This is a genomic window from Luteibacter sp. (genome assembly GCF_051958795.1).
GTDB lineage: Bacteria > Pseudomonadota > Gammaproteobacteria > Xanthomonadales > Rhodanobacteraceae > Luteibacter.
Genome location: NZ_JBQCFT010000084.1, coordinates 1 through 18,465, shown reverse-complemented (window position 1 = coordinate 18,465; position 18,465 = coordinate 1). Strand labels below are relative to the sequence as shown.

Annotated in this window: 18 protein-coding genes and 1 pseudogene; 9 read left to right on the top strand and 10 right to left on the bottom strand. The window is 65.0% G+C overall.

Annotation, left to right across the window (positions count from 1 at the left end; genetic code table 11):
- From ACTHLF_RS04520 to ACTHLF_RS04510, 3 genes are all read left to right on the top strand, one after another.
- Positions 1-501: Hsp70 family protein (locus ACTHLF_RS04520; RefSeq protein ID WP_440325239.1), on the top strand; the 501-nt coding region annotated here is incomplete at its 5' end.
- 230 nt (positions 502-731) lie between these two features.
- Positions 732-1,706 carry a helix-turn-helix domain-containing protein gene (locus tag ACTHLF_RS04515; protein ID WP_440325238.1) on the top strand — a complete coding sequence of 325 codons (975 nt, stop codon included), beginning with the start codon at positions 732-734 and terminating at the stop codon, positions 1,704-1,706.
- 219 nt (positions 1,707-1,925) lie between these two features.
- Entirely contained in the window at positions 1,926-2,870 is a 945-nt protein-coding gene (locus ACTHLF_RS04510) for an LD-carboxypeptidase (RefSeq protein ID WP_440325236.1), read from the top strand.
- A gap of 23 nt (positions 2,871-2,893) precedes the next feature.
- Here the strand turns inward: ACTHLF_RS04510 and ACTHLF_RS04505 are convergent, their stop codons facing one another.
- Positions 2,894-3,226 carry a hypothetical protein gene (locus ACTHLF_RS04505; protein WP_440325235.1) on the bottom strand — a complete coding sequence of 111 codons (333 nt, stop codon included), beginning with the start codon at positions 3,224-3,226 and terminating at the stop codon, positions 2,894-2,896.
- 216 nt (positions 3,227-3,442) lie between these two features.
- Here ACTHLF_RS04505 and ACTHLF_RS04500 point away from each other — a divergent pair, with 216 nt between their 5' ends.
- Together ACTHLF_RS04500 and ACTHLF_RS04495 are read left to right on the top strand one after the other, a co-directional pair.
- On the top strand, positions 3,443-4,684 hold the full coding sequence (locus ACTHLF_RS04500) for a sensor histidine kinase (RefSeq protein ID WP_440325233.1): 1,242 nt from the start codon (positions 3,443-3,445) through the stop codon (positions 4,682-4,684).
- Positions 4,677-5,444, top strand: coding sequence for a LytR/AlgR family response regulator transcription factor (locus tag ACTHLF_RS04495; protein WP_440325231.1), 768 nt, complete (start codon positions 4,677-4,679; stop codon positions 5,442-5,444). Before ACTHLF_RS04500 ends, ACTHLF_RS04495 begins: the two co-directional genes overlap by 8 nt.
- Positions 5,445-5,494: 50 nt before the next feature.
- On the opposite strand, the gene ACTHLF_RS04490 is transcribed toward ACTHLF_RS04495, so the two are convergent.
- Together ACTHLF_RS04490 and ACTHLF_RS04485 are read right to left on the bottom strand one after the other, a co-directional pair.
- A complete protein-coding gene (locus ACTHLF_RS04490; protein WP_440325229.1) occupies positions 5,495-7,480 on the bottom strand; it encodes a CocE/NonD family hydrolase in 1,986 nt (661 codons plus the stop codon).
- Between the two features lie 81 nt (positions 7,481-7,561).
- Positions 7,562-7,780, bottom strand: coding sequence for a hypothetical protein (locus tag ACTHLF_RS04485; protein WP_440325228.1), 219 nt, complete (start codon positions 7,778-7,780; stop codon positions 7,562-7,564).
- 122 nt (positions 7,781-7,902) lie between these two features.
- On the opposite strand from ACTHLF_RS04485, the gene ACTHLF_RS04480 reads away from it, so the two are divergent.
- Positions 7,903-9,501, top strand: coding sequence for a Na+/H+ antiporter (locus ACTHLF_RS04480; RefSeq protein WP_440325226.1), 1,599 nt, complete (start codon positions 7,903-7,905; stop codon positions 9,499-9,501).
- A gap of 6 nt (positions 9,502-9,507) precedes the next feature.
- Here the strand turns inward: ACTHLF_RS04480 and ACTHLF_RS04475 are convergent, their stop codons facing one another.
- From ACTHLF_RS04475 to ACTHLF_RS04465, 3 genes are all read right to left on the bottom strand, one after another.
- Complete coding sequence (locus tag ACTHLF_RS04475) at positions 9,508-9,864, bottom strand: hypothetical protein (RefSeq protein WP_440325225.1); 357 nt, start codon at positions 9,862-9,864, stop codon at positions 9,508-9,510.
- 36 nt (positions 9,865-9,900) lie between these two features.
- The gene (locus ACTHLF_RS04470) at positions 9,901-11,106 is read right to left on the bottom strand and encodes a Fic family protein (RefSeq protein ID WP_440325223.1); all 1,206 of its coding nucleotides are present in this window, start codon (positions 11,104-11,106) and stop codon (positions 9,901-9,903) included.
- A 157-nt stretch (positions 11,107-11,263) separates the two neighbouring features.
- A complete protein-coding gene (locus ACTHLF_RS04465) occupies positions 11,264-11,446 on the bottom strand; it encodes a hypothetical protein (RefSeq protein ID WP_440325221.1) in 183 nt (60 codons plus the stop codon).
- A gap of 197 nt (positions 11,447-11,643) precedes the next feature.
- On the opposite strand from ACTHLF_RS04465, the gene yjjJ reads away from it, so the two are divergent.
- A complete protein-coding gene (yjjJ, locus tag ACTHLF_RS04460) occupies positions 11,644-13,020 on the top strand; it encodes a type II toxin-antitoxin system HipA family toxin YjjJ (RefSeq protein ID WP_440325220.1) in 1,377 nt (458 codons plus the stop codon).
- Positions 13,021-13,035: 15 nt separating this feature from the next.
- On the opposite strand, the gene ACTHLF_RS04455 is transcribed toward yjjJ, so the two are convergent.
- The 3 genes and pseudogenes from ACTHLF_RS04455 to ACTHLF_RS04445 all read right to left on the bottom strand — a co-directional run bounded on the left by ACTHLF_RS04455 (position 13,036) and on the right by ACTHLF_RS04445 (position 16,483).
- Entirely contained in the window at positions 13,036-13,287 is a 252-nt protein-coding gene (locus ACTHLF_RS04455) for a beta galactosidase jelly roll domain-containing protein (protein ID WP_440325218.1), read from the bottom strand.
- Between the two features lie 548 nt (positions 13,288-13,835).
- A pseudogene (locus ACTHLF_RS04450) lies at positions 13,836-15,896 on the bottom strand (beta-galactosidase); the annotation flags it as partial.
- A gap of 173 nt (positions 15,897-16,069) precedes the next feature.
- Positions 16,070-16,483 carry a hypothetical protein gene (locus ACTHLF_RS04445; protein ID WP_440325216.1) on the bottom strand — a complete coding sequence of 138 codons (414 nt, stop codon included), beginning with the start codon at positions 16,481-16,483 and terminating at the stop codon, positions 16,070-16,072.
- A gap of 182 nt (positions 16,484-16,665) precedes the next feature.
- On the opposite strand from ACTHLF_RS04445, the gene ACTHLF_RS04440 reads away from it, so the two are divergent.
- Positions 16,666-17,241 carry a DUF2442 domain-containing protein gene (locus tag ACTHLF_RS04440; protein ID WP_440325214.1) on the top strand — a complete coding sequence of 192 codons (576 nt, stop codon included), beginning with the start codon at positions 16,666-16,668 and terminating at the stop codon, positions 17,239-17,241.
- Positions 17,242-17,301: 60 nt separating this feature from the next.
- On the opposite strand, the gene ACTHLF_RS04435 is transcribed toward ACTHLF_RS04440, so the two are convergent.
- Positions 17,302-17,772: a TonB-dependent receptor domain-containing protein gene (locus tag ACTHLF_RS04435; protein ID WP_440325213.1), complete on the bottom strand. Its 471-nt coding sequence runs from the start codon at positions 17,770-17,772 to the stop codon at positions 17,302-17,304.
- A gap of 213 nt (positions 17,773-17,985) precedes the next feature.
- On the opposite strand from ACTHLF_RS04435, the gene ACTHLF_RS04430 reads away from it, so the two are divergent.
- Positions 17,986-18,465: alcohol dehydrogenase catalytic domain-containing protein (locus tag ACTHLF_RS04430; protein ID WP_440325211.1), on the top strand; the 480-nt coding region annotated here is incomplete at its 3' end.

Sequence of the window (18,465 nt, the reverse complement as noted above, 5' to 3'; positions counted from 1 at the left end):
ATCCACCATTTCGTCGAGGCCGCCAGCGTGCACAACCTCCCGAAGCAGCGTGAGTTCCGCAAGCAGGACTACCGCCGGGTGGATGAGCCGTATGCCTCGCGCCTGCGCGCGTTGCAGGGAACGGGCGCCACGACGCGACTGAACCAGCAGGCCGAGCGCATGAAGATCGAGCTTTCCGGCGCCGAACTGGCCACCGCGGAACTCGACTTCATCGAGCCCGGGCTTGCCCAGCAGGCCGCCAGCGGGGATTTCCAGATGGCTTCCGAGGACTTCCTCGACCGGATGGCGCGGTTGCTCGCCGAGGCCCACGGCGACATCGCTGACTCGCCTGCAAGCATTTTTCTCACCGGGGGCACCTCACGTTCACCGCAGGTGCGCGACCGTGTCGCTGCCAGCTTCCCCGGGATCCCGGTCGTCCACGGCGACCCGTCGCTCGGCGTGGTCTCCGGACTGGCCCAGGCGGCACTTTTGCCAGATTCATCAAATGTTTCCGGCGGCTGATAAGCGAATTCGGCAGATTCACAAATCGCTGGCATTTCCTCCCTTACACGGTTAGTTATAGCGTCGGGGCCGCTTCAAGCGGGGGCCACGAGGCCAAGGAAGTAACGTGCAGGCGCCTGGCCTGCCTGGATCAACGCGGGGGTGCGTATGGGACAGTGGAGTGGATCTATCGGAGGCGATGGCATGAGGGGTGCCATTCACATCAATCACGCACTGCGGGAGGGGCTGGCATGACGCGCCCCATCGACGTGCAAGGTCTCGAGGATTTCGACCTCGTCACGCTGGGTGCCGCCATGGGCGTCTGCGAAGTCGACCTGCTCACGCTCAGTCCCGCGCGACCTCGGGCCGCCATTGCATCGCGCACGCATGACGGCGTGACGTACTTCTCCGCCCACCTCGATTTCGATGTCCGCGGGTCGCTGACCGTCCCGGACGATTCCTGCATGCTCATCTACATGCATGAAGCGGGCGAACGCAGCTGGTGCCAGGGCGTCGGTATCGAATCGGAAATGGCCGTCACGCTGCTGCGAGGCACGCCGACCGATTTCATGTTCGAGCGCGGCACGCGCTTCACGATGGTGGTGGCGCCTTACGCGCGGTTCCGTTCGCGTTTCATGGCGTCTGACCATGCCGACGTGGATATGGCAGCGCAGCGGCTGCGTCTGTTCGCCGTGAACTCCGAACCGCTCAAGCGCGCGTGGCGGCAGATCCGCGATCGCGTCCGCGATGGTGAGGATGACGGCTTCGCGCCGGTCGAGGACCTGCTCGACGAACACATCCGCGTCGCCTTGTCCTCGTCCTCCGAGGACCGACCGGTGGCGTCGCGCGGCCGCCGCGCACACTACCAGGTGATGCGCCGTGCCGAGCGATTCATGCGGGCGAACCTGCGCCGCGACATCTACTCGCAGGAGCTCTGCCAGGCCGCAGGTGCGAGCGAGCGTGGGCTCCGTTACGCGTTCGACGACCTGCTTGGCATCCCGCCCAACCGGTACCTCGCGATGCTTCGCCTGTGCACGGCGCACCGCAGCCTGGTCACCGCGGAAGCGGGGCGGCGCTCGGTCAAGTCCGTCGCGCTCAGCTGCGGCATGTGGGACCTCTCCCGCTTTGCTGAGAAATATCGCAGCGTGTTCGGCGAGCAGCCGCGTGAGACCCTGACGCGCAGCGTGCCCGATGATCTCGTCATCGAGGAAATGGACGATCTGTGACGCCAGGCACGCCGCTTTGCCGGATCGGCGCAGCGGCGTGCCGTGATTGAATAACGGGGCACGTGTCTCCGCCTTCTAATGGCGCCATGGGTGCACGACCGTGCACGGCAAGGGGCGAATGTGAAGGCGGTGACGACGAAGCAGTACAGAGAGGCCAACTTCAGGTTGCCTTTCTCCGGGCGTAGCGGTATTGGTATTGCAAGTCCAAACTTGCATCACATGCCGAAACGACTTGATATCCGGCTTCTCGCCCCGTCCGGCTACGCGGAAGATCGCGCCGCCTGCCAACGCGCCATTGAACGACTACAGGCCGCCGGGCATACCGTGCTTGGCAGCGGGGTAGTCGACCGCGTCGCCCTGCGCTTCGCCGGCAGCGATGCCGAGCGTGCCGCCGACATCAACCGGCTGGCCGACCCCGACCACCCGCTGCCCGACGTGGCCATGGCCATCTGCGGTGGCTACGGCGCGATCGCCTTGCTGGATCGCCTTGACTATGACGGGCTGCGCGCGCGCTTCGCCGAGGGGCGTTGCGTGCTCGTCGGCCACGGCGATTTCACCGTGATCCAGTGCGCCATGCTGGCGCGCTGTGGCGTGGGCAGCCTGCACGGGCCCATGCTCGTGCAGGATTTCGGCGGCGGCTACCTGCGCGAGAACACCTGGCGCCAGTTCTGGCAGACGGTGCAGGGCCCCTCGCTGGAAGTAGGCTGGTCGTGCTGTGAAGGCGCGTCTCCGCTGCGGATCGAAGGGACCCTTTGGGGCGGCAATCTTTCCGCGTTGTGCAGCCTGATCGGCACGCCCTACATGCCCGTCGTGGAGGGCGGCATCCTCTACCTCGAGGAAACGGGTGAGCAGGCTTATCGCATCGAGCGGATGCTCTACGAACTGCTGCTTAGTGGCGTGCTGAAGACCCAGCGCGCGATCCTGCTGGGCGGGCTCGGTGGCCAGCGCGTCAGTGAATACGACAATGGCTACGATATCGACCACGCGCTCGAGCGCTTCGGCGAAGCCTGTGGGCTACCGATGCTTCGCGGCCTTGCGTTCGGCCATGGGCCGGACAAATGGACCCTGCCGTTCGGCGCACACGGCGTGCTCGACCTGCGCAACGGCTCCGCCGCGCTATCCGCGCGCGGCTATCGCCACGTCATGGCCACCGCCGGCGCCTGAGCTGCCGGCGGCGGCCCAGGCCGTCAGGCCGTGACCTGGGTGGCGCCGATGACGCCGATGAAGACGATGGAGAGCACCCAGAAGCGTGCCGGATCACGCCAGACGCAGACGCCAAGGCAGACGACCCCAAGCATGCACGAGACGATGCCCGCGGCCGTGACACCCAGTGCGGCGAACGATGGATCGCCGCCCGACGCGATAAGCATCGGCCGGAAGATCGCGTACCAGGCGAGGATGAGGCAGGCACCGCCGACGATGCCGAGTAGCCAGTTGGAAGGATGGTTCTTCGGAAGAAGCTGGACGCCAAGATAGATGGCAAGAACGACGACAGCGAAAACGATGAGCAGCAAAGCCATGCATTAACCCCTCGGTCGTGGCTCGCGGTCCCCACCGCTGAAGCCATTTCCCGAGCATGGACCATGCGCTAGCCCAGGTCATGCTGCGCCGCGCCACCCGCTGCACGCCGTGATCGGGGGCGGATTCATCGGCGCGCAGGGCGTTTCGTCGGATAACCGCCGCCGTTCGCGGTGTGGCGAAGTATCCTCGCCGCCATGTTCAATGGAGTGCAACGCATGGCAAGCATCCGCTTCCTCGCCCGCCTGATCGCCGCCTGGGTGGCCGCGCTCTGCGTGCTGCTCGTCTGCTGGCAGACGCTCGGTACGGACCGTGACTTCCCGACGATCTTCACGCTGATCTGGTTCGTCGGCCTGTTGCTGGCGCTGGGCCGGGGCGTGAGCCATCTCTATCGCGTGCGTACCATCGCGGGCCGGATCGATCCGGAGACCGTCGCCAACCGCCAGCGCCGTCGGGTGGAAGTGCCGTATGGCGCGGACGAAACGCTGGATATCGTGGAGGCGGTGGTACGTGGGCTGCCCGACATACAGGATGTCACCGCCGCGCGTGGCGGACTGCAGGTGCGCGGAACCATACGCCACGCCGTGGTTGAGCCCGCCCCGGTGCCATTGCGCAAGCGCCGCCCACATGATCCGTTCCAGCGGAATACGCGGATCAACGCGTCGGTGGTTCCGGGCGAGGGTGCGTGTACCGTGCTTTTCGTATGCGAGCCGGATAGCGGTGCATGGACCGACTGGTTCAATCCCGATGGCGGCGTTTCGCTCGAGTACGCGGAAACGCTGGTGCGTGCACTCACCCAGCGCATCAACGAGCGCCGCAACCGCGAGCGTGCCGATGCCCGGCAGACTTCGATGGAGAAGGAGCTCACCGCCGCGCAGCTGAATCTCCTGCAGGCGCAGGTGGAGCCGCACTTCCTCTACAACACGCTGGCCAGTGCCCAGGAGCTGGTGCGCACGGACCCCGCCCGCGCCGACAAGATGCTCGGCCACCTCATCGACTACCTGCGCCGCTCCCTGCCACGCACGGATGGCTCGCTGTCGACGGTGGGACTGGAACTGGAACGCTCCACGGCATGGCTTGAAATCATGCAGCTGCGCATGGGCAGCCGCCTGGCCGTGCACGTCGATGTCCCCGAATCCTGCCTCGCTTACGCCATGCCCTCGATGATGCTCCAGACCCTGGTCGAAAACGCCATCAAGCACGGTCTGGAGCCCAAGCCGGGTGGCGGTGGCGTGTGGATCCGTGCGGCGTGCGATCCGACGGGCCTTTCGCTCACCGTGGCCGACGATGGCATGGGCCTGCGCATGGATGGCAGCGGCACGGGCATAGGCCTTAAGAACCTGCGCGAGCGGCTGCGCCTGACGTATGCCAACGCCGCGTCGTTCACGATCGGCAACAACTTCCCCAGCGGCGTGGCGGCGACGATCACGCTGCCGGTGACGGAGGCCGCACGTGCCTAAATGCATCCTCGCCGAAGATGAAAAGCTGCTCTCGGCAGCGCTGCAGCGCGAACTCGCGAAGGCGTGGCCCGAGATCGAGGTGGTCGCCGTGGCGGAGGATGGTGGCACCGCGCTCGAGGCCATCGTGGAGCACAAGCCCGATGTGGCCTTCCTCGATATCCGCATGCCCGGGCTCACCGGCATGGAGGTCGCGGCGGCGGCGGCCGATGCCAGCCCGCGCACACTCGTGGTGTTCATCACCGCCTATGACCAGTACGCCGTGGATGCCTTTGAGCGCGGTGCGGTGGACTACCTGCTGAAGCCGGTGTCGGCCGATCGCCTCGCACAGACCGTTTCGAGGCTGCGCGCCCGCCTCGCCGATGTGGAAAAGCACGCGAGCCGGGCAGGGCGCCTTGCGAAGGACATGCGTGACCAGTTCGAGAACACGCCCGACGAGCCGCTGACGTGGATTACGGCGAGCACCGGCAAGGCGACGCGACTGATCCTCGTGGAGGATGTGATCTATTTCCGCGCCGACAACAAGTACACGTTGGTGGCGACCGCCGAAGGCGATGCGCTGCTGAGCCGGCCGATCCGCGAGCTGCTGGAGCAGCTCGACCCGCGCACATTCCGGCAGATCCACCGGTCGACCATCGTCAACCTCCGCCAGGTCGCCTCGGTCGAGCGCGACGACGGCGGACGCGGTTGCCTGCGCCTGCGCGGCCGGCCCGAAGCCCTCACCGTGAGCCAGCCGTTCATGGCCATCTTTCGGGCCATGTGAGCGTGCCAGCCGGCGCCACGACGGGCGCCGGCAGCGAGCCGATCCGAGCCTTAGTTGCGGGGTACTACGGTGAACGTGATCTTCGACGGGTGCTCCGCATCGTGGTGCACGACGTTGTGCGCGATCACGCCCTTCGTCTCGTCGTAGTTATTGCCACCGGTATTGAGGTTGCGATCGAAGCGCGGGAAGTTGCTGCTCGATACCGCCACGCGCAGCTTGTGCCCCGGGAAGAAGAAGTTGCTGGTGTCGATCGGCTGGAACGTCACCTTGTACACCTCGCCGTCCTTCATCCACACCGGCGGCTTGTCGTAGCCTTCGCGGTAACGCATGCGCTGGATGTTCTCGGTCAGGTTGAACGCGCGGCCATCCGGGTACACGTCCATCACCTTGAAGGTGAAGTCGGTGTCCTTCGCATCGGACGATACATAGAGCGTCACGGTGATCGGACCCGAGACCTCGGTGCCTTCCTTGAACGGCTCCGAGTCGTACACCAGGATGTCGTTGCGCGCGAGCTGGGTGTTCTGGTCGAACGAACCGAACTTCACGGCGTTGCCCTGGCAGCAGCCACCGCCACCGAACGTGGTGACCGGGTTCATCGGGTCGTAGAGGAACGAGTCCGGATGGTCGGTGCCGCCGGCGGCCTCGACCAGCTTGCCATCGCCGTACAGGGTGTTGGCCTTGCCGCCGCTGGTGAAGAAGAGGTCATGCGTCACCGCACCGACCGGCGGCCAGGTCTGGGTGTTGTGCCACTTGTTCTCACCCATCACGTAGTACATGACCTTGGCCTGCTTATCGACGACCGGGCTGTCCACGCCCTTCAGCCACTTGTCGAACCAGCCGTAGACCAGGCCATCCACGTCGAAACGTGCGTCGCCCACGTCGAGGTCGCCGATCATCGTGTGCTCGGTGGCGCGCGAGTAGCCGCAGTGCAGCGAGGGCGAGATCACCGCGTACTGCTGGTCGGCGATGTCCTTGGGCGCGGTTGCGCGGACATGGTTATAGGCTGCCAGGTTCGGCGAGACCGACACGTCGAACCAGCTCATGAACCACAGGCCGGGCTTGTTGATCTTCATGTTGTCGTGCCAAAGGCCGCCCTTGTACCAGGCGGGGCTGTTCGGCGTGCGCGCGATCATGTTGCCGCCGGTCGGCACATCCATGGCGTCGGCGAAGATGCCCTTGGGGCCGCCGGCCTTTTTCATGATGTCCGTCTCGGGCAAGGTCCAGAAGGCCTTGTCCCAGTCGATGTCCGCAGGCTGCGAATCGAGATCGAAGAGCTTCGACGCCGCGATGAGGTCTGCCTGCGAGGTATTCGCGGGGAACATCGGGCGTACCTGGTTCTGCTCCTTCGTGAGCCAGGCGATGAACAGCATCTGCACCGCGCCGCCGCGGTACCAGTTGCCCTGCTCGAAATACGGGCCCACGCGGCCGACGCCGGCGCCGAAGCCCTGCACGTTGAACGTCGCCAGCCCCTTGGTGTTCTCGGCGACGACGGCCATCTGCCATTCCGCCGTCGACGAGCAGCCGGTGGTGCCGACCTTGCCGTTCGACCACGGCTGCGCGGTGATCCAGTTCACGGCATCCACGCCATCGGATAGGGGCGCGCCGAGGATCTCGTAGTTACCCTCGGAGAAATAATGGCCGCGCTCATTCATGTCGATGTACGCGTAGCCGCGCTTCACCGCTTCGAGCTGGCGCGTCATATCGCGCGGCGCGCCGTTCTTCACGTCCCAGAAATTGAAGTTGTAGGGCGTGCGGACGAAGATCGTCGGTACCTTGCCCGTGGCGTTCTTCGGGCGGTAGACGTCGGCGGCCATGCGCTTGCCGTCGCGCATCTTCACCATGACCTTGCGGTCGATCACGGCGATGTCTTCGAGCTTCTGCTCGGTGTCATTGCGTTTGGCGATAAGCGCCTTCTGCTCGGGCGTGAGTACCGCCTGGGCGGCGACCGGTGCAGCGAGCATGGCAAGGGCGGTGGCGCCTAGTGCGACCGACAGCGCGGTCCTGGCAGCGTGGAGGGCAGGGCGCTTCGGTCGCATGGGTATTGGCCTTTGGGCTCGGGACGATCATCCGAGTCTGGCAAACGCACCATGGCAGGTAAATCGTGACTTCTGGCAGGGTCAGGCTTCGGGGACCGGGATGCCGTAGCGGGCCAGGATCGCCGAGATCTCCGAGCTCACCCAGTCGAAGTAGTCCGGGCCCGCGGCCTCGAGCACGGTGTTCGATTGCGTGGCGAAGGTGGGCCAGAACGCATCGGGGTCCGGGTTGTCGCGCAGGCCGGCGGCCACCTCGATATCGAGGCGGTCGAGCATGCCCTGGAGGTCGTCACGATGGCTCATGGCCCAAGGGTAACCCCGGTATATGTCCGCATGTCGTGTACGTGCCTGCCTGAGGGGTATGTTCAATCATGCAAGCCTCGTGTGACGGTATGCTCGCGGGACGTCCCATTACCCCGCCTGCCATGTCATCGACCACGACTTTCGAGTTCGTCCTCATCCTTCTCGTGGCCATCGTGGCGCTGGAGCTGATCGCGCGGAAGCTGCGCCTGCCAACAGCGGCCGCCTTGCTGGCCGGCGGCGCGTGCATCGCCTTCCTGCCCGGCGTGCCCGCTGTGAGCTTCGATCCCGAGCTGGTCCTCATCGTGTTCCTGCCGCCGTTGCTGATGGATGGCGCGTATTACACGGTGTGGTCGGACTTCCGCCGCTATCTCGGCGGGATCCTGTGGCTGGCCGTGGGCGCCGTGGTGTTCACCACGCTGGTCGTCGGCGCCGCCGTCCACTGGATCGTTCCTTCGTTGCCGTGGGCGGCCTGCTTCGCCCTGGGCGCGGTCGTCTCGCCGCCTGACGCGGTGGCCGCGAAGGCGGTGCTCGGCAAGGTGCGCCTTCCGCGCCGGCTCATGGTGTTGCTGGAAGGCGAGAGCCTTCTGAACGACGCGACCGGGCTGGTCCTCTTCCGTTTCGCCGTGGCCGCGGCGCTCACCGGCGCGTTCAGCGCGAGCGGTGCGCTGATGAGCTTCGCGGGGCTGGCGCTTGGTGGTATCGCGGTGGGCATCATCGTTGGCGCGCTGGTCGTGCTGGTGTTGCGCCGGATCGATGATGTCTTCCTCGCGGTGACCGCGTCGTGCCTTTCGCCGTGGGCCGCCTACATCGGCGGCGAAAGTCTGCATGTGTCGGGCGTAATGGCCGTGGTGAGCACGGGCATCATCTTCGGCTGGTTCCAGCATGAAGTGTTCTCGGCCAGCGCGCGCGTCCGCGGCGGCTCGTTCTGGGCCGTGATGATCTTCATCCTCGAAGCGCTCGTCTTCATCCTCATCGGCTTCTCGCTGCGGGGCGTGATCGAGCGCCTGGGCGGCGTCGCCAATACGTTCGACCAATTGGGCCTGCCGATCCTGGGTGTGATCGTGGCCGTGATCGCTTCGCGCTTCGTGTGGGTCTACGCCACGGATTACCTGCGTGTCCCGGTCTTGCGTGCGTTCGGAAAGAAGCCGTCGCCCCCGTCGCCAAAGTCCACTTTTCTGTTGGGCTGGGCGGGGATGCGTGGCGTCGTCACCCTGGCGATCGCGCTATCGCTGCCGGAAAACATGCCGGGCCGCGATCTGACGCTGGCCGCCGCCTTCGCGACGATCCTGGTGACGGTGGTGCTGCAGGGCGGCACAATCGGCCCCGTGATTCGCTGGCTAGGGCTCGACCGAAACGTCCAGGCGGAAGGCAATCACCTCAACGAAATGCAGGCGTACCTACACGTGGACACGGCGCAGCTCGAGGCAGTCAAGGCTCATGCCTATGACACCGATGGCAAGTTGATCCACCCGCGCCTGCTCGAGCAATACACCTACCGCGTGACCATCGCCCGGCGCGTGCTGGAGGAAGAGCGCTCGATCACCGGCGATCGCGAGGCGCATTACGACGTGGTGCTGGCCGCGCTCGCGGCCGGGCGTGTCGAGCTGCTACGCCTGCACCGGGCCGGACATATCCACGACGACCTGCTCCATTACCTCGAGCGCGACCTCGATTTCCAGCAAGTCGCGGCGGAGAACGATCGCAGGGGTCCGGGCGAGTAACCGCCCTCAGGCGACCTTGCCAGGTCCGCGAGCTCCCGGTTGGTTGAGCGTTTCGACGAACTGGGCCGCGCGGCCCAGCGCCTGCGCCATGAACTGCAGCCGCGCCATCGGCACGGAGATCACGGCAAGCTCCTCGCGTTGCGGGTGGATATGCGGCTCCGCGCGGCTCCAGGCGAATTCCATCTCGTTCGGCGCGTGCGAGCGCGCCGGGACGTCGTCGTGCGTGATGCGCTGCGTTTCCCTGAAGAAATGCAGGTGGACGAAACCGTCGTCGGTCGGGCCGGTGATGGCGATACCGGTCGCTACGCCCGTCGTGAAGTTCGGCGGCCGCACGTGCAGGATGTTCTTCTTTTTTTCGTCCATGGACTCCCCCTTGGGCGGAGCATACGCAACCCCCGGTTACCGGTCTATCGGCCGGGTGGGGTGAGCCATGGGCTTTGTGCGCCGGTCGACGGATTCCGTCCCGGCTACCTGGTCGGGTTCCACCGGGGCGAGTTCATAGCCTGTACTTCGGCCGCCGCCTTCGGCCCGGCGGAGCATGCCCAGGGCGATTAGCTCATTGATGTCGCGGAGTGCCGTATCGGTCGAGGACTTGGCGATCGCGGCCCATTTGCCCGAGGTGAGCTTGCCCTCGAAGCCATCGAGAAGGCGGTTCACGAGTTTCACCTGACGGGGGTTCATCGGTGTGCTGGCCCAGCGCCGCCAGAAGCGCGCCTTGGCCAGCACGCCGTCGAGCGACACCTGGGCCGCGGCGATGGCGTCGCGCAGGGTCGCCAGGAACCATGTCAGCCACTCATCGACTTCAAGCGAGCCCTTCTGGGTGCGCTCGAGGACGTCGTAATAAGCCGAGCGCCGCCGCTGGATCTCGGCCGACAAGCTGTAAAAGCGCTGGGGGCTATCGTCAGCGCGAGTCAGGAAAAGGTCGCCTACCGCGCGAGCCATGCGGCCATTCCCGTCGTCGAACGGGTGCAGCGTGACGAACCACAGATGGGCGAGGGCGGCCTTGATCAGGGCGGGCTCGCCGGTGTCGGCGTTCGCCCATTCCAGGAAGCGCGTCATCTCGACATCCAGGCAGGCCGCCGGCGGCGCCTCGTAATGCACCTTGTGGCGGTGCATGGGGCCGGACACCACCTGCATCGAGCCGGTTGCATTATCACGCCATGCACCGACACGCAGCCGGGTAAGGTTGCTGTAGCCAGTAGGAAAGAGAGCCGTATGCCATGCCTGCAGGCGCTCGGCCGTCAGCGTTGCGTGCGCGTCGAGAGTAGCGTCGAGCACCATGGCGACGACGCCCTCTACATGGCGATCGACGGGTGCAAGGGCTCCAACATCGACACCGAGGCGGCGGGCCACCGAGGAACGTACCGAGGCCACGTCGAGCTGCTCACCCTCGATCGCACTGGTCTTCACCACGTCGTCGGTAAGGGTTACGAGGCTTGCCTCGCTGCGCAGGACCATGCCGACATCGCTCAGCCGACCCAGGAGGCGCCCCTGCAACTGGCTCACCTCGGCCAGGGGCCCCGCAAGCCGCCGCAGGTCGTAGCGCCAGACGGGCCAGTCCGGTCGCTGCCAGATGTAGGTGGGGTCATATTCACCGCGTTCCATGCGGTGAATATGCCTCGTATTCACCGCATGGTCAATTATTCACCGCATATTTTGCGGTGAATAAGCCCTATATTCTCCGCACGCGTTCGTGACCGAAGGTGACGGGTGGCCATGGAGTGTCACGCCGACGTCGTCGACCGTCCCCTTGTTGCGAGACTTAATCCGGCGCCTTGGCCGGTACGAACGGCGATACCGGGTCGCTTGCGGGGAAGGTCTCTTCCAGCGCCTGGTCCTGGTTGTCGCTCTCGTGGGTCTTGCGTTCCTTCTTCTCCGAAGGCGTTTCTTCGTGGGCCGGATTCTTGTGGTCAGGATGGTTTATGTCGTGACGATCGTGGTTCATGGCGTGTCTCCCGTGCTGTAGGAGTCACTGTTCGCCGGTAGCCGTGAATGCGGGGTGGCTGGGGCGTTAGCTGGGTTCGGACAGGCCAAGGCGCCAAATCGCCTCAAGAATCTATTCACCGTAGAGTTTATGTATTTCATATATCATTGATATTACTACGTATTGACATAGATAATCTATTCAAGTATCTATGCACCATGGCTGCAAATCCTCGCAATCCGGCACCCCTGATCAGCCTGCTGCGGTCGCGCGGGCCGTCTTCCGCCAGCGAACTGGCAACCGACCTCGGTTTAAGCCAGTCGTCGATTTCCCGCGCCCTGCGCGACGCAGGCCGGGAAATCGTGCGTATCGGGCAGGCGCGGCGCTCGCGCTATGCGGTGCGCCGGGACGTGCGCGGGCTTGGCTCCTCATGGCCTGTGTATCGCCTGGACGCCGAAGGGGTTCCCCATGCGGCCGGCGAGCTTGTCGCGCTGTACGGCGGCGGTAGCCTGCTGGAGTCAGACGCTCATCCGCCGTGGTTGCAGGATGAGTTTGCGGATGGACTGTTTCCCGGCATTCCCTGGTTCATCGATGACCAGCGGCCGCAGGGCTTCCTGGGCAGGCAGTTTGCCCAGTCCTGGGCGCGCGAGCTCGGCTTGTCTACCGACATCCTTCTCTGGAACGACGATGCGGTGCTCGCTGCACTCCTGCTCCATGGGGAAGACGCGCCCGGGAATTTCGTCCTTGGAACGGCTGGGCTCGAGCGAGCCTTGTCCGACGGACAAGACGCGCTCCCAGCGGCCATGCGCGGATCACTCTACGCCCGCCTTGCAGAGCGCGCGCTGGCCGGCGAGCCCGTCGGTTCCTCTGCGGCGGGCGAGCAGCCAAAGTTCACCGCACGCATTGAAGATGCGGATGGCGTCACGCGGCATGTCATCGTGAAGTTCAGCGAGCCTGTTGGAGATCCCGCGGGCCGACGTTGGGCCGATCTGTTGATTTGTGAGCACGTGGCAGGCGAAGTGCTCGCGGAGCAGGGTCACGCCAGCGCGCGAAGCGAGCTCGTCTGGTCGGAAGAGCGTCTTTGCCTGGAAGTCACTCGGTTCGATCGCATCGGCGCGCACGGCCGGCGTGGATTCGTCACGCTGGCCGCGTGGAGCGACTCGCACGACGGTGAGCGGGATAACTGGGCTAGTGCGGTCCTGCGCATGCGTGACGGCGGATGGGTGGACGCTTCCACGGAGTCCGCGGTGCGCCAGCGTTGGTGGTTCGGCCGCATGATCGGCAACACCGACATGCACTTCGGGAACCTGGGTTTCTTCCTGGATGATGCCTTGCCGCTGCATGTCGCTCCCAGCTACGACATGCTGCCGATGCTCTATCGCCCCGGTTCGAACGGGGCAATCGTTCCGCGCGAGTTTCAGCCGGCCACGCCGGTCCCTGCCGACGCGGCGTACTGGGAGCGTGCCGCCGCATGGGCCGAGCAGTTCTGGCATCGCGTCGCAGGCCACGGTGATGTCAGCGCGGCATTCCGCGAAACGGCGCAACGGAATGCGAGCATCGTAGCGGCTCTCAGGAAGCGCTTTGCCGGTTTGTGAACGCGCTCCGGGCGGTTACCTGAGCCCGGAGCGGTAATTGCCCTGCATCACCAGCGACACTTCGCCGAGCCCGCCATCCTGCGCGGTGCTCCAAGCCGCGATAGCGATCGTGTTTTCACCGTTACGCTTCAGTAGCGCTGGCGGCAGTTCGAAATCGGTCTGCGGGCCCACGTCGCTGATGTAGCGGCCGATCTGCCAGCCATTGATGAAGATGATCGCGCGGTAGTGGTGGGGAACGGCGTCCTTGATCCGCACCGCGATGGGCACATCCTGGTCCTTCGGCAAGTCCAGCGTGAACGTCGTGCGGTACCAGTCGACGCCAGGTTGTCCGTGGCGTGCGGCAGGGTGGTCGTGGCCCACACCTTGTCGGCGAATCCCGGCAGGTACCAGCCCTTGCGTTCGCCGTAAAGGCCGCCGACGTTGAACGGGCCGCGCACCGGATCGGGCAGGTCTTCGCCACCGGCGTTGCCCTGCAGCTTCCACGCGATGGGTGCGTCCGAGCCCTGCAGCTTGGCCGAGATCAGGCCGCGCGGCTCGCGGAACGCGCCGTTGTGCTCTTCCTGGAGATGGCCGGTGTTTTCGGTCAGCACGGAGATGACGTTGTCGGTCCCTTTCTTCAGCCAGCTCGGGTCGATCGGGAACTGCTGTGCGCCGCTGGGGTTATTCCCGAGGTAGTGCCCGTTGAGCCACGCGGTGAAGATGCCGTGGTTTCCGAGGTGGACGCCCAGGTTGGCGGACAGCCGAACCGACGTTTCGGTGCCGGTGGCCTTGAAATGGCCGCGGTACCAGACGTGGCCATGGTGGAAGCCGTAGTCGTCGCTATCCAGGATAGGCAGCGTGTGTTCCCAATATGGGTTAGGGGTGCTGGTGCGGTTGGCGGCCTGCCATGCACGGTCGTCGAAGCCGCCTTCGATCTCGGGCGCACCGTTGGCCACGTGCCAGGTGCGAAGCTGGGGGAGCGACACCGGGGCCGGCCCGTCGAGGTGACCGATCAGTGTGGCTGACGTCGTCGAGGTCGTGGCTACGCCGGCGCCGTTCCAAGAGACAGTTCGCGTGTCCGGCGAGGTGAAAATCTCCAGGTCGCCCGCGGCATCCGTATCGCCGGTAATTGCCAGCGTGCCGCCGTGCAGTTCTGCCGTGCGTGCGAGGTAGGGGCCGCGAAGCAATACGGGGCCTTCGTTTGTATCGAGTTGCCAGAAGCGGGTCGCGGCTTCGTTGTCCCCGAGCAGCAGGAGCAGCGAGCTGGTGCCCTGGGTAATCGCCACGCGCGCCAGGCCATCGTGCTGGTAGTTGAGCCGGAGCATGTGCGTCTTAGCGTCCCACTGGCTGGCGACGTTCCCGTCGATGACCTTTACCTCGGGCTTCTCCGGATAGCGGAGCACGGTTTCGCCTGCTTCCCCGTGGCGGCCGTAGAACACCGCCAGATCGCGGATGCCGGCATGCAGCTGGGTCAGCAGTTCCGAGGTCGAATAGGCGAGGTCCTGCTTTCCGAAACGGAAGTCGGCGAGGAAGACCTTCGAATCGCGCCCGTTCACATGGATCGCGCCGCCGGGGGCTTGCGGTACGCGCATGTCACCCTGGTCGCGCAGCGCGATCGTGAGGTGGGTGGCGTCGTTCGTGGTATCCGCGGCCTCGGCGTGGCGCAGGATATAGAAGCGCGTGCCGTCGTCCGGGTTCCGGCGCGCGACGACGCGGAGGCGGCGGTTCTCGGCGACGGCACTGCCGACCGCGTCCGTACGCGCGAGCGGCGCAGCGGCGCGGGTCATGTAGCCGATGAGTTTCTGCTGGTCGTACTTCGACGTGAGTTGCCGGCTCGCGGTGATCGCGGCGCCGTAGTCGTACGAGGTGTACACGCCGGGGGAAGAGAGCCAGCCCCAGTTGATGCCGCCGTACGTCATGTAGAAGTTCTGCATGGTCGAGCCGGACGCCATGGTCGCTTCGTAGAACACGCGCTCGAACTCGGGGCCGGTCAGTTTGCGGCACGCTTCGTACCCCGGGCCGCCCCATACGTCGAAGGCACCGCCCTGGTACTCGGGGAAAAACAGCGGGGTGTTTTTCAGGCCTTCGCGCTCGCTGGCGAAATCGTAGACGCCGTTCCAGCGCTCGGGCCGGCTGCAATCGAAATCCATGGGATACGAGTCGTACCCGGGCATATCGAGCTTGCCGACGCCTTCGAAGAAATTGGTGTTGTGGTTGCCGAACAGCGGTACGGTGATGCCGTCTTCGCGTGCCTTGTCCTCAAGCGCCTGCATGTAGGCGCGGCCATCCTCCGAGTCGTTATAGAACTCGTTTTCGACCGGGTAGAGGAGCACCGTTCCGCGTCCGTCCGTGACCTGGTGGCGCGCCAGGATGCGGTCTATTTCGGACATCCACTCGCGGTAGGCCGCCGTGTACTCCGGTGCGGTCGAGCGCGGCTTGCCTGCTGTGGTGACCAGCCAGTCAGGGAAGCCGCCGGCATCGGTCTCCGCGTTGATGTACGGGCCGGGGCGGGCGATGACATAAATGCCGACGTCCCGTGCCATGTCGAGCAGGCGATCAACATCGCGGCTGCCGCTGAAGTCGTAGACGCCGCGCTTGGGCGAGTGGTAACCCCAGTGGAAGTAGATCTCGACCGCGTTGAAGCCGGCTGCCTTCATCTTCTGCAGCACGTCCTTCCACGACTCGGGGCTCGGCAGCCGCCAGTAGTGGAACGACCCGGACCAGAGGTAGGTGGGCTTGCCATCGATGATCAGCGAGTGGCGGTCGAAGGTGACCGTGTGCGCGGATGACTTCGCGGGTTCGCTGGCAACGCTGGCGGTGGTGGTGCACGTGAGCGCGATGGCGAAACTGGCCCAAAGGGCGGTGCGACGGCCCTGCGGCCCCCTGGAACGCGACATCCCCATCTCCCGGTGCTATTCGGCTAGCGGCGTGGCGCCGTCCGCGAAGGGTGGGGGAATTTGGGTAGTTTTGCAAATGTGGGGAATGTTACGGGGCGCGTAGCAGCCCGTACCCGCGTGAGGCGAGGCGCGGGTACGGGGGGCGTCAAAGCCTCATGCAGATGCCGTGGCGCTCAATGATCCTTCGCCACCGGCTTGTAAGGGACGAAGGGCCCAAGCACCACGAAGCCGCGCATGAACCCGCCGTAGCGGTCGACCATCTTGACGCTATCCAGTTCGCATAGCTGGGAGCCGAACGTCCGGGTCACCATCACGTCGTCTGAGTCGAGCGCCTCGGCACCGGAGCGGAGCTTGTTGACGTACCAGGTGTTGCCGATCCGGTACGCGATCGTGGTCTTGTTGATGATCTGGGTGTTGTAGACCTGGGGCAGGTCGATGCACTGCCGCGGGTCGCCTGCGACGCGGCCCTCCGTGATCTTCGCGAGCTGCGCGGCTGGGTCATCCTTGCCGAAGGCTTGGGCCGGGCAGGCAGCGGCTGCGACTGCCGCGAGGATGAGGGGCAGGAAAGAGCGGACTGAGGGCGACATGACGGCCACCTGGGGAGAGCGGGGTGGGTACCCATTGTAGGCCGATGGCCGCGCTGCGGAAGGGCATTGCCTACAAACGAGCCGAACAATCCCCACAGCCATTCCAGCTAAGACCGACATAGCAGGGCGCGCGCGCCGCATACGATCTTGGTCCCGGCGATGGAGTGCAATGGTTGCACCAAGTGGCCGCCATCGGTAGGATGACCTTTGCCAGCGATCGCCAGATTTTTCGTGCGGGCGGATCTGAATTCATGAGGCAACTTCATCAATCCCAGTTCGTGTTGACCTCCGTCGTCGCGATAAAGCCCGGCCTGCTCTCCGTTTCGTTTGCAGATGGCTACCAGGGATCTGTCGACATCTCGGAGTCCATAGATCGCCTTCGCGCGCTCGCGCCACTGCGAAGCTGGGAGTTGTTCAAGAAGGTTTCCGTCGACGAGTGCTCCCGAGGCGTCGTCTTTGGAGATAGCGATGACTTGCACCTGGCGGGCGACAATCTGCGCGCAAAGTCCCTTCGGCAGGCTGGTCATTTTTCCCACGAAGATATCGTTGTATGGATGTCACGCCACGGCATGACCCTCGACCAGGCAGCGAAAGCTTTGGGGCTTAGCCGCCGAATGCTGGCTTACTACCGTAGCGGCGAGAAGCCCGTTCCACGGACGGTCGGGCTTGCGCTGCTCGGATGGGAGACCATCGCAAGGCCCAAGCATCGACACGCGCGTGGTCGGCCGGCGCCCGTGGGTAGGGCGGCCGACCGCTGAACATCGAAATGGCGCAGCTGTGAAGCGAGTTAGAAGTGTCGTTCCACCTCAAGCATCACGCTACGGGGAGCCCCAGGTCGTACGGTCGCTCGACGCCGTTACGAAGTACTTCTTGTCGAACAGGTTGCGCACGTTGAGTTGCGTTGCCCATGGGCCGTGCGAGTAGTAGATCGCGGCATCGAACAGTGTGTAGGCCTTCATGACGAACGGTCGGCCGTAGATCGGATCAACGGGCTCGTAGTTGCTCGCGAGGCGTTCGCTCTGGTAGTTGATGTCGCCACCGATACCCCAGCCGGCCAGTGCGCCGGATGGCACGACGTACTTGGTCCACAGGTTGGCGTTGTGGCGCGGTATCCCAGCCAGTCGGACACCCGTCGGTAGCGTGTTGTCCTCGGTGATCTCGGCCCCGGTCCACGCATCAGCGAGCGTGATATCCCAACCCGGAAGGGGATGCACGCCGCCTTCGAGCTCGACGCCGCGACTGCGCTGTTCACCGGTCACGACGTAGAAGTTGGGGTGCGCGAGGCGCAAGGGTGCGCCTGGACAAGCGACGGTCCATGGATAGAGGCATTTTGTGGATGGCCGGCTACCCAGGCGGGATGGCTTGGCGTGACGTTTGAATCTGAGATTCTCCTGAGAATGCGAGTGATTCGCAAATGGTTGCGAGTGATCGGCTGGCATCCGGACGCCGCGCGCTGCACTAAAATCGTCGGCCCCATCCCCTGTATGTCTCCCGGTACAACCATGAACGCTTTGATGTTTCGCGAGTTCGGCAATGCCGATGTACTCCGCTGGGAGGACATGCCGGATCCCGTCGCTGGCCCGGGCCAGGTCCTGGTGCGTACGCGTGCGGTTGGCCTGAACTTCGCCGATGTCTACCGGCGTAACGGTACCTATCATCTCGCTGGCGAAGCGCCGTGGATTCCTGGTTACGAAGGCGCGGGTGACGTCGTGTCGGATGGCGGGCCCTTTCCGGCGGGCACCCGCGTTGGCTTCGCCGATATGCCCTTCGCGAATGCTGAGCTGGTCGCCGTCGATGCCGACAAGCTGATTCCGTTGCCTGATGACATCAGCTACGACACGGCCGCGGCCGTGCTGCTGCAGGGGCTGACGGCGCAGTATCTGGTCACGGACAGTTCGCAGCCGAAAGCGGGGCAGGTCGCACTGGTTCATGCGGCGGCCGGAGGCGTGGGCTTGTTGCTCGTGCAGATGCTTCGCGCGAAA

Excerpts from the sequence above, each read along its gene's own strand:
- ACTHLF_RS04515 (WP_440325238.1), top strand. The coding sequence starts at position 732 with ATGACGCGCCCCATCGACGTGCAAGGTCTCGAGGATTTCGACCTCGTC.
- ACTHLF_RS04510 (WP_440325236.1), top strand. The coding sequence starts at position 1,926 with ATGCCGAAACGACTTGATATCCGGCTTCTCGCCCCGTCCGGCTACGCG.
- ACTHLF_RS04505 (WP_440325235.1), bottom strand. The coding sequence starts at position 3,226 with ATGGCTTTGCTGCTCATCGTTTTCGCTGTCGTCGTTCTTGCCATCTAT.
- ACTHLF_RS04500 (WP_440325233.1), top strand. The coding sequence starts at position 3,443 with ATGGCAAGCATCCGCTTCCTCGCCCGCCTGATCGCCGCCTGGGTGGCC.
- ACTHLF_RS04490 (WP_440325229.1), bottom strand. The coding sequence starts at position 7,480 with ATGCGACCGAAGCGCCCTGCCCTCCACGCTGCCAGGACCGCGCTGTCG.
- ACTHLF_RS04485 (WP_440325228.1), bottom strand. The coding sequence starts at position 7,780 with ATGAGCCATCGTGACGACCTCCAGGGCATGCTCGACCGCCTCGATATC.
- ACTHLF_RS04480 (WP_440325226.1), top strand. The coding sequence starts at position 7,903 with ATGTCATCGACCACGACTTTCGAGTTCGTCCTCATCCTTCTCGTGGCC.
- ACTHLF_RS04475 (WP_440325225.1), bottom strand. The coding sequence starts at position 9,864 with ATGGACGAAAAAAAGAAGAACATCCTGCACGTGCGGCCGCCGAACTTC.
- ACTHLF_RS04470 (WP_440325223.1), bottom strand. The coding sequence starts at position 11,106 with ATGGAACGCGGTGAATATGACCCCACCTACATCTGGCAGCGACCGGAC.
- ACTHLF_RS04465 (WP_440325221.1), bottom strand. The coding sequence starts at position 11,446 with ATGAACCACGATCGTCACGACATAAACCATCCTGACCACAAGAATCCG.
- yjjJ (WP_440325220.1), top strand. The coding sequence starts at position 11,644 with ATGGCTGCAAATCCTCGCAATCCGGCACCCCTGATCAGCCTGCTGCGG.
- ACTHLF_RS04445 (WP_440325216.1), bottom strand. The coding sequence starts at position 16,483 with ATGTCGCCCTCAGTCCGCTCTTTCCTGCCCCTCATCCTCGCGGCAGTC.